The organism is Actinoplanes philippinensis (assembly GCF_900113015.1).
Classification (GTDB): Bacteria; Actinomycetota; Actinomycetes; order Mycobacteriales; family Micromonosporaceae; genus Actinoplanes; species Actinoplanes philippinensis.
The window spans coordinates 46,041-60,105 of the sequence record NZ_FONV01000003.1 but is presented as its reverse complement, the minus strand read 5'-3'; the positions used below and the strand labels follow the sequence as shown (position 1 = coordinate 60,105).

The 14,065-nt window shown below is 72.3% G+C and carries 8 protein-coding genes; 5 read left to right on the top strand and 3 right to left on the bottom strand.

What is annotated here, in order from left to right:
• Window positions 1–3 precede the first annotated feature (3 nt).
• Window positions 4–1,728: a copper resistance CopC/CopD family protein gene (locus tag BM290_RS07245; RefSeq protein WP_239143259.1), complete on the bottom strand. Its 1,725-nt coding sequence runs from the start codon at window positions 1,726–1,728 to the stop codon at window positions 4–6.
• Window positions 1,729–1,831: 103 nt separating this feature from the next.
• On the opposite strand from BM290_RS07245, the gene pgm reads away from it, so the two are divergent.
• The 4 genes from pgm (at window position 1,832) to BM290_RS07225 (ending at window position 8,771) form a co-directional block, all read left to right on the top strand.
• Complete coding sequence (pgm, locus tag BM290_RS07240; RefSeq protein ID WP_093611347.1) at window positions 1,832–3,457, top strand: phosphoglucomutase (alpha-D-glucose-1,6-bisphosphate-dependent); 1,626 nt, start codon at window positions 1,832–1,834, stop codon at window positions 3,455–3,457.
• A gap of 77 nt (window positions 3,458–3,534) precedes the next feature.
• Entirely contained in the window at window positions 3,535–5,835 is a 2,301-nt protein-coding gene (locus BM290_RS07235) for a putative bifunctional diguanylate cyclase/phosphodiesterase (protein ID WP_239143260.1), read from the top strand.
• Window positions 5,836–5,884: 49 nt separating this feature from the next.
• Entirely contained in the window at window positions 5,885–7,225 is a 1,341-nt protein-coding gene (locus tag BM290_RS07230) for an MFS transporter (RefSeq protein ID WP_093612371.1), read from the top strand.
• A gap of 415 nt (window positions 7,226–7,640) precedes the next feature.
• Window positions 7,641–8,771, top strand: coding sequence for a diguanylate cyclase domain-containing protein (locus tag BM290_RS07225; protein ID WP_425319628.1), 1,131 nt, complete (start codon window positions 7,641–7,643; stop codon window positions 8,769–8,771).
• 4 nt (window positions 8,772–8,775) lie between these two features.
• On the opposite strand, the gene gndA is transcribed toward BM290_RS07225, so the two are convergent.
• Together gndA and BM290_RS07215 are read right to left on the bottom strand one after the other, a co-directional pair.
• Window positions 8,776–10,212, bottom strand: coding sequence for an NADP-dependent phosphogluconate dehydrogenase (gndA, locus tag BM290_RS07220; protein WP_093611343.1), 1,437 nt, complete (start codon window positions 10,210–10,212; stop codon window positions 8,776–8,778).
• A gap of 546 nt (window positions 10,213–10,758) precedes the next feature.
• Window positions 10,759–11,073 carry a type II toxin-antitoxin system PemK/MazF family toxin gene (locus tag BM290_RS07215; protein WP_093611341.1) on the bottom strand — a complete coding sequence of 105 codons (315 nt, stop codon included), beginning with the start codon at window positions 11,071–11,073 and terminating at the stop codon, window positions 10,759–10,761.
• 1,821 nt (window positions 11,074–12,894) lie between these two features.
• Here BM290_RS07215 and BM290_RS07210 point away from each other — a divergent pair.
• A complete protein-coding gene (locus tag BM290_RS07210) occupies window positions 12,895–14,061 on the top strand; it encodes a PP2C family protein-serine/threonine phosphatase (RefSeq protein WP_239143262.1) in 1,167 nt (388 codons plus the stop codon).
• Window positions 14,062–14,065: the final 4 nt, after the last annotated feature.

The following is a 14,065-nucleotide window of genomic DNA, read 5'->3' as shown; positions in this document are numbered from 1 at the left end:
TCGTCACCGTCCGACGGTCACCGTCGTCTTCACGCTGGCCCGGTCGATCTCGCTGACCCGGATGGTGAAGACCAGCTCGTAGGTGCCGGCCAGCGGGAACGTCAGCGAGCCGAGCGCCTGGTTGCCGGGCAGGAGGCCGGCCATCGGCTGCTTCACGGCCTCCAGCGGCGGGTCGAGGAGCCGGGCCGACACCTGCCACTCCTCGGCCTGCAGCGGCGCGCCGTCCGGCCGGTAGAGGAACGCGTGCACCGTGTTCCACTCACCCAGCTCCACCGGGTAGATGTTGAACTGCACGGTGTAGAGATCGCTGGTCAGCGTCTCGGAGACACCCTTGCCGCCGACCGCCTTCTCGTTGGCGGCGGCGCTGCGGCCCGGGTCGACCTGCACCAGCACCGAGCTCAGCCCCAGGATCAGCACGCTCGCCACCACCTCGACCAGCACGGTGCGCCGCAGGCCGCGGCCGTTGCGGGCCCGATTGACCATGCGGCGGGCGCCGGCCGCCGCGACCAGCACCACCGCCAGCACGCCGACCTTGACCAGCAGCAGCCGCCCGTAGTCGGTGCGCCACAGCGCCGGCACCGAGCCGAGCTGGATGACCGACTGCACCACACCGGCCATGACCAGCCAGATCACCGCGAGCGCCGCCCACCTCGACCACACCGGCAGCACCACGCCGAGCATCCGTTCATGCGTGCCACGCAGCAGGAACACGGTCAGCGTCACCAGGCCGCCGATCCACGTGGCCATCGCCGCCATGTGCACCACCCCGGCCGTCACCGTCACGGCGGGTAGCGGAACGGCGATCGCGTGACCGGTCATCGGCCACGTGGCCAGCCCGGCCGCGCCGAGCCCGAGAACCGCCCAGGCCCGAGCCTTACGCGGAGTGAGCTGCGGTTGCGGTTTCGGGGCGGGCGCCGGCCGGGGCACCGGCGCGCCCGCGCCGACCAGGACGGGGACGGGCACGGTCAGCGGCACACTCACGGTCCGTGGTGGCCGGCGCAGCAGAGGCGGCAGCAGTACGGCCAGAGCGCCCAGGATCGCCAGGCGACCGAGCAGGAGCAGCCCGTACTGGCTGGTCACCACCTCGAGGAACTCGTCGGCCGTCAACGTCCAGAGGGGGGCGCCGGAGCCCTGCTGCGCCTGGCTGCCCAGCGCGCCGAGGGTGGCCGCCGCGGTCAGCGCCAGCCCGATCCGGATCATCCGCAGGGCCCCGCCGCGGGAGCGCCGTGGCGGCCACAGGAACGCCAGGAACAGCGCCGGGCCGACGATGAGCGTGACCCCGGCGTACCCGATGGTCTTGAGAAGGGGGACGGCGACCGCGACGGACGGGTGCGGCCCGGTGGTGGCGGCGGGCTCCTCGGGGCGGGCCGACGGCGCGCCGACCGAGAAGGTGATCGCGCCGCCGACCGGGTGGCTGTCGGCGGAGATGACCCGGAAGCTGATCAGGTACGTGCCCAGCGGCTTGCTCGCCTTGCGCAGCGGGATCCGCAGCACGGTGCCGCCGCCCTGGACCTTGCCGGAGATCCGCTCGCCGTCCGGGGCGATCACCTGCACCCGCCCCTCGACAGGGGTGACCGGCTCGCTGAAGGTCACGGTGACCTCGGACGGCGAGGCGCCGATCACACTTCCCGGAGCGGGGGTCGAGCCGACCGTCGCGGCGTGCGCGGAGGCGGGCGAGGCGGGCAGCACGAGAACGGAGGTCAGCAGCACGAACAGAACGGCGAGCACCCGGGTCACATGGGGTAGTTCGTATCGGCGTCGGGAAAGGTTCAAGCAGGCGATGTGGATACGATCCGTTGCAGCGCCTGACCCCGCCACCGAGGAGGCCGTCATGTCCGTCCACCCCCGCGCAGGCCGTCCCGCCGAGCCGGCCGAGTTGATCGACGTTCCCCAGGTCATCTCGCGTTACTACACCGAGCACCCGGACCCGGCCGAGGCGGGGCAGCGGGTCGCGTTCGGCACCTCGGGGCACCGCGGCTCCAGCCTGCGGACCGCCTTCAACGAGGACCACATCGCCGCGACCAGTCAGGCCATCGTCGAGTACCGGCGGGACCAGGGCACCACCGGCCCGCTCTTCCTCGGCCGGGACACGCACGCGCTCAGCGAGCCGGCGCTGATCACCGCGCTGGAGGTGTTCGCCGCCAACGACGTGCGGGTGCTCGTCGACAGCCGCGACCGGTACACGCCGACCCCCGCGCTGTCGCACGCGATCCTGCGGTGGAACCGGGACAACCAGGCGCAGGCCGACGGCGTCGTGGTCACGCCGTCGCACAACCCGCCGGACGACGGCGGTTTCAAGTACAACCCGCCCAACGGCGGCCCGGCCGACACCGACGCCACCCGATGGATCCAGGACCGGGCGAACGCGATCATCGCCGCCGGTCTCAAGGAGGTCCGGCGGGCGGCCCGGCCGCAGAGCCCGGAGAAGTACGACTACCTGGGCACCTACGTCGACGACCTGCCCAACGTGATCGACGTGGAGGCGATCCGCAACGCCGGCGTGCGCATCGGGGCGGACCCGCTCGGCGGCGCCAGCGTCGACTACTGGGGCGAGATCGCGTCCCGGCACGGTCTCGACCTGACCGTGGTCAACCCGCTGGTCGACCCGCGGTTCGGCTTCATGACCCTGGACTGGGACGGCAAGATCCGGATGGACTGCTCCTCGCCGTACGCGATGGCCTCCCTGATCGAGCAGAAGGACCGGTTCCAGATCGCCACCGGCAACGACGCCGACGCCGACCGGCACGGCATCGTCACCCCCGACGGCGGCCTGATGAACCCGAACCACTACCTCGCGGTCGCCATCGCGTACCTCTACTCCTCCCGCGACGGCTGGCCGTCCGGCGCCGGCATCGGCAAGACCCTGGTCTCCTCCTCGATGATCGACCGGGTCGCCGCCGATCTCGGCCGCCGCCTCGACGAGGTGCCGGTCGGGTTCAAATGGTTCGTGCCGGGCCTGCTCGACGGCTCGATCGGCTTCGGTGGCGAGGAGAGCGCCGGCGCGTCGTTCCTGCGCCGCGACGGCGGCCCGTGGAGCACCGACAAGGACGGCATCATCCTCGACCTGCTGGCCTCGGAGATCCTCGCGGTCACCGGCCGGTCGCCGAGCGAGCACTACCGCGAGCTGACCGCCCGGTTCGGCGAGCCGGCCTACGCGCGGATCGACGCCCCGGCGACCCCGGCCGAGAAAGCGGTGCTCGGCAAGCTGTCGCCGTCGCAGGTGACCGCCTCCTCGCTGGCCGGTGAGGCGATCACCGCGGTGCTGACCAGCGCGCCCGGCAACGGCGCGGCGATCGGCGGCCTCAAGGTGGTCACCGATTCCGGCTGGTTCGCGGCCCGCCCGTCCGGCACCGAGGACGTCTACAAGATCTACGCCGAGTCCTTCCACGGCCCCGACCACCTGGCCCGCATCCAGGAGGAGGCGCGGGCCGTGGTGTCCGCCGCACTCTCCGCCTGATCATTCGTCTCAGGTCGACGGCTCCCGCGCCGACAGTCAGTCGTGAGCAGACCGGCTGATCCGGGCAGGAGCCGTACGTGACCGCACCCGAGAGCGCCGCCGACACGCGGCCACCGATGGGGGGACTCGCTCCCATCGTGGTGGCCGCGCTGGCGAACGCCGGCGTGCTCGTGTGGCTGCTGCTCCACGATCCCGCCGAGGTCACCTACGGCTACTTCGGTGGCCCGATCGCGCTGGCCGCGGGCGCCTACGCCTGCTTCCGGGTGATCCGCAAGCCCGGACTGGCACGGCCGGTGCGCACCTTCTGGCTGCGGATGGAGCTCGCCGCTCTCAGCCTCGGCCTGACCGCGGTGATCGCCCTGGCCCGGGCCAACAACAACACCGGCATGTCGATCTGGGTCGCGGTCCCGATGATGACCGGCGTCGCGCTGCTGATGACGGCGTTCCTCGGGCTGCCCGGCCGGCCGCGTACCGCGGTGGGCTGGCTGCGCGGCGCCCTCGACACGGTGACGATCGCCGTCGCCAGCGGGCTGATCTTCTGGTATGCCGTCTTCGACCTGGCGCCCGCCGGGACCTCGCTGGCCGACAAGGTGGTCGCCGCGGTCGTCGGCGTGGGCGGGGTGCTGCTTCTCGTGGTTGTCGGCAAGGCGGCCGCCGCGCCCGAGTCGGTGGTCCACCCGGGCGCGCTGCGGGTGCTGATGACCGGCCCGATCACCTGCGTCACCGGCACCATCCTGCTGATCGCCGGCGACGACCGGTCCCGGCTGGCGCTGTCGGTGCTGGCGCTCCCGCTCACCGGCGCGGCCGTCTGTGTCGGCGCCCACTTGCAGAGCCGTGCCCTGACCCGGCCGGCGGCCATCTCGTTCCCGGCCCGGTCGGTCTTCAACCTGCTGCCGTTCGTCGCGGTCGTCGCCACAGCCGGCCTGGTGATCAGCGTCAGCGCCCAGGACATGAGCGCTCGCCAGCGCATCGTGATCATCGGCGCCTTCCTGATCACCGGATGCGTCGTCGCCCGCCAGCTGCTCAGCCTGCGGGAGAACACCCTCGCCCTGCGCGGGATCCGCCGCCAGCAGGACGAGCTGGAGCGCCTGGCGCTCAGCGACAACCTGACCGGCCTGCCGAACCGGACCCGTTTCCTGGTCGCGCTCGGCGAACGGCTCGACGCCGGGCAGCCGGCCGCCGCCGTCCTGATCGACGTCGACGACTTCAAGATGATCAACGACACGATCGGCCCGGCCGCCGGCGACCAGCTGCTCTTCCAGGTGTCCCAGCGGCTGCGCGAGCGGTGCACGTCCGGGGAGATGCCGGCCCGCCTCGGCGGCGACGAGTTCGCGGTGCTGCTGCCCGACGGCGACCCGGTGGCCGCCGAGACGGCCGCCAACCGGCTCCTGCTCGCGCTCGCCGACCCGTTCAAGGTCGGCGAACAGCAGCTGCTGCTGCACGCCAGCGCCGGCATCGCGATCGCCGACACCGGCGAGGGCGCCGACGAGGTGCTGCGCAACGCCGACATCGCGATGTACGCCGCCAAGGAGAGCGGGAAGGCTTCGTTCGTCCGCTTCGAGCCGCGCATGCGCGACGACATGATCAACCACGCCACGCTCGCCGGCGAGCTGCGCAACGGCATCGCCCGCGGCGAGCTGCGGCTGCTCTACCAGCCCGTCTTCGACCTGGTCACCGGCCGCCTGCACGGCTGCGAGGCGCTGGTCCGCTGGCAGCACCCGATCCGCGGGTTCGTGTCGCCGGGCGAGTTCATCCCGGTCGCCGAACGCTCCGGGCTGATCGTGCCGCTCGGCGCGTGGGTGCTGCGCGAGGCCTGCGAGCAGATGGCCCGCTGGCGTGACCAGTACGGCGACGGCGCCGTCGAGGCGGTCAACGTCAACGTCGCGGTCCGGCAGCTACGCTCGTCCGGTTTCGTCGACGAGGTCGCCGCCGTGCTCAGCGAAACCGGCCTAACCTCCCGCAACGTCATCCTGGAGGTCACCGAGTCGTCGGTGGTCGACGGCTGGCAGGTGCAGGAGACCCTGCAGGGGCTGCACGACATGGGCGTACGCCTGGCGCTCGACGACTTCGGCACCGGCCAGTCGTCGCTCAGCCTGCTCCGCGCGTTCCCGGTCGACGTGCTCAAGCTCGACAAGTCGTTCGTCGACGGCATCGCCGACGGCGCCGACCGGGGCCGGCTCGCGGTCGCCGCGGCGGTCGCCCAGCTCGCCGAGCACCTGCAGCTCAAGGCGGTCGCCGAGGGCATCGAGAATCGGGAGCAGCTGGAACGGCTCCGCGACATGGGTTACCGGTACGGCCAGGGCTTCTTCATGGCCAAGCCGCTGCCCGCCGCCGACTGCGGCGCGCTGATGGCCGCCGATCCCGTCCGGGCGGCCTGACCCCTGTCGATTGGACCTCAACCCGGGTGCACGTACTAGCGTGCAGTCCATGACCGTCGTCACCGGCCATGTCCGCACCTTCTACCAGTTGCTGTTCAACACCGGCCTGGTCTCGATCATCAACTTCACCGTGTGGTTCGCGGTCACCTTCTGGACGTACCTGCAGACGCGGTCGGTGTTCGCCACCGGTGTCATCTCCGGCATCTTCCTGGTGCTGACCGCGCTCACCGGCATCTGGTTCGGCAGCCTGGTCGACGGGCATCGCAAGAAGACCGTCCTGCAGGGCTCCGCCCTCGCCTCCCTGGCGCTCTACGCGGCGGCCCTCGGCGTCTACCTGGCCGTCCCCGGCGACGCGTTCCACGACCCGGCGGACGCGCGGCTCTGGGGGTTCGTACTGCTGCTGATGTTCGGCGTGATCGCCGGCAACATCCGCACCATCGCCCTGCCCACACTCGTCACCCTGCTCATCGACGCGGACCGCCGCGATCGGGCCAACGGCCTCGTCGGGACGGTGTCCGGCGCGAGTTTCCTGGTCACCTCGGTGATCAGTGGCGTGCTCGTCGCCTTCGACGGGATGCGCTCGGTGCTCCTGCTGGCGCTCGGGGTGCTCGCGCTCTCCGTCGTGCATCTGGCCTTCGTCGGCGTTCCGGAGCGGGAGACGCCCCACGACGAGGCGGCGGCCGCGCCCGGCGTGGACCTGCGGGGCACGTTGCGGATCATCGGCGGGGTCGCCGGGCTGCCCGCGCTGATCGTGTTCAGCATGTTCAACAACTTCCTCGGCGGGGTGTTCATGGCGCTCGCCGACGCCTACGGGCTGTCGCTCGTCTCCGTGCAGGCGTGGGGGCTGCTCTGGGGCGTGCTCAGCACCGGCTTCATCGTCGGTGGGCTGCTCGTCGCGCGGACCGGTCTCGGCGCCCGGCCGGTCCGCCTGCTCCTGCTGATCAACGTGGTGCTGTGGATGGTCATCCTGATCTTCCCGCTCTGGGCGTCGATCATCCCGATGGCGATCGGCATGTACCTGTACATGACCCTCGTCCCGTACGCCGAGGCCGCCGAGCAGACGATCCTGCAACGGGTCGTGCCCTACGAGCGGCAGGGGCGCGTCTTCGGCCTGGCCCAGAGCGCCGAGCAGGCCGCGTCGCCGCTGACCGCGTTCCTCGTCTCGCCGATCACCCAGTTCGTGTTCATCCCGTTCATGAGCGACGGCGGCGCCGGGGCGGACGCCATCGGATCGTGGTTCGGCACCGGCCCGGCCCGCGGCATCGCCCTGGTCTTCGTGCTCACCGGGATCATCGGTGTGATCGCCACCACGCTGGCCATGCTCAGCCGCCCCTACCGGTCGCTGAGCGGCCGGGTCGCCGAGGAGAATCCGGTCACCGTCTCCGCCTGAGCCGCGGTCCCCGCCCGCCACCCCGCAGCTCCCGGCCGCCCATTCCTCAGGCCCCCGGCCGGACCGCCGATCGGGAAACGTCAGGGAAACGGCGAAGGGGAACACCATGGGATGGCCGCGTGCGACGGCGCCTGCATGGCCCGTGCATGCGGGTGTGGCCGTGTTGTCGGCAACCGCCGCCACGGCCTACGGCCTGGCCGAACCCCACGTGCGTGTCGCCATCTTCGCACTGGTCACAGCCGTTCCGGTGGTCACCTATCTGCTCGCCGTCGGCTTCCGGCACCTCATCGACCGTGGCACGTGGCTGACCGCCGCGGCCGGGCTCGGCACCCTCACCCTCGGCACGGTCCTGTGGCCGGACTGGATTCCCGGCCACCACTTCGGCAGCGCCGAAGGATCGACCACCGACCTCGTGATGGCCACCGCGCACCTGATCTTCCTGTGTGCCACGGCGACCGGGCTGCGCAGGCACGGCCGTGCCGATCCCGGCGGGCTGATCGACGCGGCTCTGTTCGGGCTCTGCGCCGTCGGCCCGCTCTGGGAGTGGCTGATCGGGCCGTACCTCGGACCGTCCGCCACCACCCTCGGCATGGCGCTGCTGCTCAGCGACGTGCTGGTGCTCGCGGCCGTGCTCGGCTGCCTGATCCGCATCGGCTCCACCGCCCGTGGAGCCCGCGGCCCGCTGGGCTACCTGGTGCTGACCGCCACGCTGACCCTGGCCAACGACATCGTCGCCGTGCACACGGTGAACGGCGGCTCCGTCTGGACCGCCCAGATCATGATGCTGGCCTACCTGACCGTCGCGGCCCCGGCTGTCCTGCCGACCGCCCCGCTGGTCACCGAGCCCGGACCGGCCCCGGCCGGGGTCCGCCACCCGCCCCTGGGCTGGCTCGGCGCCGCGCTCTGCGTCAACCCGCTGATCGCCGCCATCCAGGCGATCCGCGCCGACGGCCCGGCCAGCGCCGTCCTGCCGATCGCCACGATCATCGTCGTGCCGCTGGTGGTGCTCCGGCTCCGGCTGCTGTCGATGCAGCGGGCCGCCGCCGAACGCACCCTCGCCCACCAGGCCCACCACGACGACCTGACCGGCCTCTACAACCGCCGGCACATCGTCGCCCGGATCGACCAGGCGATGCTGGCGCTCCACCGGGGCGACCTCGCCGAGGTCACCGTCATGCTCTGCGACCTGGACGGCTTCAAACCCGTCAACGACCGGTACGGCCACCAGGCCGGCGACCTCGTGCTGCAGGCCGTCGCGCTGCGCCTGTCCGCGGCGGTCGGCCGCAACGGCGCCGTCGGACGGCTCGGCGGCGACGAGTTCGTGATCGTCCAGTGCGACGGCGAACCCCTCGCCGACCGCATCGCCGCCCTGATCCGCGAGCCGATCGAGGTGACCGGCGGCACCGTCCGGATCGGCGCGTCGATCGGCGCCGCCACCGCTCGGACCGGAGACGACGCCGACCGGGAGACCCTCATCGCCCGGGCCGACGCCGCGATGTACGCCGTGAAGGCGCGCCCCGCGACGCCGGCCGCAGCCGCTGCCTGAACCGTCAGGCGTCGACCTCGGGACGGCCCTCGGCGGCCCACAGCGTGTGGAACGAGCCCGGCTTGTCCACCCGCTGGTAGGTGTGCGCGCCGAAGAAGTCACGCTGACCCTGGATCAGGGCGGCCGGCAGGCGCTCGGCCCGCAGACCGTCGTAGTAGGCCAGCGCCGACGCGAAGCCCGGAGCCGGGATGCCCTGCTGCGCGGCCGTGACGACGACCCGCCGCCACGCGTCCTGAGCGCCGCTGACCGCGTCCAGGAAGTACTGGTCGACGAGCAACGTGGCCAGGTCGGGCTTCTTGTCGTACGCCTGCTTGATGAAGTCCAGGAACTTCGCCCGGATGATGCAGCCGGCCCGCCAGATCTTCGCCATCGCACCCGGGTCGATGTCCCAGCCGTACTCCTTGCTGGCCGCCTGGATCTGCTGGAAGCCCTGCGCGTAGGCCACGATCTTCGACGCGAACAGCGCCTGCTCGACGTCGGCCACCAGGTCACCGCTGTGCTCGGCGCCGGCCGACGGGCCCGGCAGCCCGGCCTCGGCGGCGGCCGCCCGCTCGTCCTTGCCGCCGGACAGCGCCCGCGCGAAGACCGACTCGGCGATCCCGGAGACCGGCACACCCAGGTCCAGCGCCGCCTGCACGGTCCAGCGGCCGGTGCCCTTCTGCTCGGCGGCGTCGGCCACGACGTCCACGAACGCCTTGCCGGTGGCCGCGTCGACCTGCTTGAGCACCTCGGCGGTGATCTCGATCAGGTACGACCCGAGCCGCCCCTCGTTCCAGCCCTTGAAGATCTCGGCGATCTCGGCCGGCGAGTGCCCGCCCACCCGGCGCAGCAGGTCGTACGCCTCGGCGATGAGCTGCATGTCCGCATACTCGATGCCGTTGTGCACCATCTTCACGAAGTGACCGGCGCCGTCCGGGCCGACGTGCACACAGCACGGCTCGCCGTCCACCTTCGCCGCGATGTCCTCCAGCAGCGGGCCGAGCGCCTCGTACGACTCCTTCGGCCCACCCGGCATGATGCTCGGGCCGTGCAGCGCGCCCTCCTCGCCACCGGACACACCGGCGCCGACGAAGTGCAGGCCCTTCGCCTTCAGCGCCGCCTCCCGCCGCCGGGTGTCCGCGTAGTGCGCGTTACCCGCGTCGATCAGCATGTCGCCCTCTTCGAGCAGCGGAGCGAACTCGTCGATCACGGCGTCCGTGGCCGGCCCGGCCTTGACCATGATGACGACGCGTCGCGGGCGCTCCAGGCTCGCCACGAACTGCTCAGCCGTCTCGGCCGGCAGGAACGTGCCCTCGTGACCGAACTCCTCGACCAGCTCCTTGGTGCGGCCGTAGGACCGGTTGTGCAACGCCACGGTGTGCCCGTGCCTGGCGAAGTTACGGGCCAGGTTACGGCCCATCACCGCCAGGCCGGTGACACCGATCTGCGCCTTTTGCGACATCGACTACGTCCTTCCTCGTTACCCGCCCGTTACGGGCCCCGCGGTCATTCTTACGGGATCCGCCCCGTTGCGGTTCGATCACGTCCACGTGGTGAGCATGCTCAAGTCTGCGCCGCCACAGCCGATCCCACAGCCGAGACCCGCTGGCAGCCCCTCCCCACCTCGCCCGCCACCCGCCCCTCGCCCTGCTCGCAGCTTTATCGCGCAGCTCGCGCTGGTTGCAGCTTCTCGCGCCGGTCGCGGCCTTTGATGCGTATCGCGGACTTCCGAGCCTGTCGCGCTGTCCGGCCGACGCCGCTCGCGGTTCCTGGCGCCGCTCGCGGTTCCTGGCGCCGCTCGCGGTTCCTGGCGCCGCTCGCGGTTCCTGGCGCCGCTCGCGGTTCCTGGCGCCGCTCGCGGTTCCTCGCGCCGCTCGCGGTTCCTCGCGCCGCTCGCGGTTCCTCGCGCCGCTCGCTGCGCCGGTCGCGGTTCCTCGCGCCGGTCGCTGCCTATCGCACAGTCGCCGTCCGCCGAGCCGCCGCGGCCCATCGAACCATCCGACCGCGGTCAGAGCTCGAAAAGATCCCGCATGGCCTCGGCAAGCCGCGCCATGCTGGCCCCGGTGACCATCCCGATCCGCTCGGCCCCGGTCGAAGCCGGCAGCCGCCGCATCCGATTGACCACCACAACCCCGGTGATCGGATCCTGCTCGGTCAGCGCCACCGCATAGGGCGGCAACTCGGTCACTCCACGCTGCCGAACGATCGGCGCACAGAACGGCGCAGCGTTCTTCCGCTCGTTGTAGCTGTCCCCGGACAGCACCAGAACCCGATACCGCAGATCGGCCCGGTCCCCGATCGTCCAGATCTCCCCGCGCCGCATGTCAGCATGACCCGGAGATCGGCGGGGTCCGGATCAGCATGGCAGGAAGCGTACCGCCGGACCGATCTCGCCCGCGCCCGCCCCGCCCGGCCACCTTCCGAAACCGCCCCCGAGACCCCCACAACTCCCGGCGGTCCCGCCCGTCACCCTCCACACCATCCTAAAAACCTTCATACGGTACGAACCACCCCTCCCGCAAATCCCACCCCGCCCCGAACCACAACGCGACACCCAGCCCACTACAACCCCCAAGGCGCCTCACGCGCCAGTCCTCCCCTCACCGCCCGACCCCTTCCCAGCCACCGCCCACCACCGTTGCGCCGTATCGACACAGCACCGTGTGTGGGCCGAGGCTCGCGGCCAACGGCCGTGTCCGGCCGCACTCACAACGAAGCCACCCGCCGGCCCCCGGGTATCCGGCGCCACCGCTGTATTAGCGGCGTCGAGGCTGCGCTGTCCGCCGGCCCGAGTCGAGCGGCCAGCCACCCAGGCGGCATCAGTCGCGCCGAAGCAGCGCTGTCCGGGCCGGGGTCGAGCGGCCGGCACCCAGGCGGCATCAGCCGCGCCGAGGCAGCGCTGTCCTGGCCGGGGTCGAGCGGCCGGCACCCAGGCGGCATCAGTGGCGCCGAATCAGCGCTTTCCCCGCCGGGGTCGAGCGGCCAGCACCCAGGGGGCGGCATCAGCCGCGCCGAAGCAGCCCGTGCGCTGGCCAGAGGCGTCGAAACGGCGCTGTGCGCTGGCCGGGGTGGGGTGGCGAGCGCCCAGGGAGATATCAGAGGCGTCGAAACGGCGCCAGGGGCAGGGGCGGTGGGCGACGGCCATTGGTGTGGGGTGGGTGGGTTCTGGCTGGTGGGGGTGCTGGGGCGGGTGGGGCGGCGTGGGGGTTTGGTGAGTGGGCAGCAAGCCCGGCGGTCGCGTTGGGAGTTTGGGGTGGGAGGCGTCGCGGGGTAGGCGGGGACGGGATGGGCGCGGTTGTGGGGGCGGTGGCCGTACCACGTGGGGTGGGTTTTCGGTGGTGACCCTGACCGAACGTCGGACCTCTCGCGGGTGAGGTGTGTGACGTGGGTGGATTCGTATGACCCGGGCGGATGATCGGGGGATGCCGTGATGTGGTGCGCGGGCGTAAGCAGGAACCTCTAGTGAGCTGGGAGGTCTCTGGTGGGAGGTCGGGCGTATGCGCGGGCGGCGAGCGGCCGGCCGCCCACGGCGCGGTGGGGGCCGGCCGGTGGGGAGGCGGTCGGCTGTTCCGACGAGTTCGGCGGGGCTGTGGCGAGACGGGGGCTGTGGACCGTCGGGAGTGCCGGTGCGGACGGCGGGCGGACTCTGGAGCAAGGCGTCGGGAGCGGGGGTGCGGAGGGCGGCCGGGCCGTCGGGAGCGCCGGTGGTGATAGCGGGCGGGCGGTGGACCGGGCCATCGGGCTGCTGGCGGGGTGGGCCCGGTGTCGGGTGGCTGAGGCGCAGCGGCATCTGCTGCGGATGGCTTCCGAGCGGCGGTGTGATGTCACCGAGTTGGCGCATCGGGTGATTCGGCTGCTCGACAGTGTGGAAGCCGTTGCGGACCGTCGGCGGCGGCCGGTGACGGTATCTCAGCTGATCGCGGCCGCAATGATCGATCCGGCGGCGCGGGCGGACCTGGCGCCGTCACAATCCGTGCCGGGCGGAACTGGAGCGGGCGATGATCCGGCACCAGACGAGGGGCCGACCGCGGGTGCCGGGCCGGCGAGAACGGCGGGTGCCGAGGCGGTGAAGGCGGCGGGTGCCGGACCGGCGAACGCGGCGGTGAACGCGGCGGGTACGGGGGCTGGGGCGTCGGAGAAGGTGGTGAGTGATTCGGCTGGGGTGTCGGCGGCTGGGCGGGGTGCCGGGCGCCTGGAGGGGATGGAGCGGCTCGCCAACCTCGGCTGGGGGGAGTGGGATCTGGTCAGCGGTGAGATCTACTGGTCGCCGCAGTTGTATCGGATCTACGAGCGGGATCCGGCCCTCGGCCCGCCGGGGGAGGGTGAGGCGGTCGCCGGTGACATGCCGATGCGGGTGGCGGCGGTGGAGGCGTTCCGGCGGTCGGAGCGGGTGGACGTCGTGACGCGGGTGCGTGTGGGCGGGCGCGTCAAGCATCTGCGGACGGTGGCGGACGCGGTACGGGACGCCGACGGGCAGCCGTTGCGGGTGTACGGGATCGTGCAGGACGTCACCGAGCAGCGGGTCGGCGCGGAGCGGCTGGCCGAGGTGGAGCGCACGCTGGCGGCCGAGCACGAGCTGGCGGCGCGGCTGCAGCGGATCATCCTGCCGATCCCGGCGGAGCCGATCGACCTGCCGGGACTGCGGGTGGCGGTGCGCTACCTGCCCGCGGGAACGGGGACGGCGGGGTCCGGGCGGGCGGCGATGATCGGCGGGGACTGGTTCCATGCGGCGGCGCTGCGGGACGGGTCGGTGCTGCTGGCCGTCGGTGACGTGGCCGGGCACGGGACGCAGGCGGCGACGACGATGGCCCAGCTGCGGCACGCGCTGCGGGCGCTGGCCGTGGTGACCAGCGATCCGGGAGCACTGTTGCAGCATCTGAACCAGTTGATCTGGGAGCTGGAGGCGGACGATCCGGAGCTGGCGGCGACCGCGGTGATCGCCCGGTTCGATCCGCGGCGGCACGAGCTGGTGTGGGCGCAGGCCGGTCATCCGCCGCCGCTGTTGAGCCGGGGCGGCCGGACCGCGCCGCTGCCCCGCCCGGCGGGCCCGATGCTGGGGGTGGTGGACGGCGCGCGGTACGCCGACGCGGTCATCGACCTGACGCCGGGCGACATGCTGCTGCTCTACACCGACGGCCTGGTCGAGGAGCGGCGCCGGGGGCCGGACGTCGGCCTCGACTCGGTGATCGCGGCGGTCGACGACGCGGTGCGGACGGCCCCGGAGCAGCCACTGACGGAGATGCTGGCCCGGTTGCGCCGTGCCAACCCGGACGACGACACCTGCATCCTCGCCGCGAGACCCCGTGCATGATCGA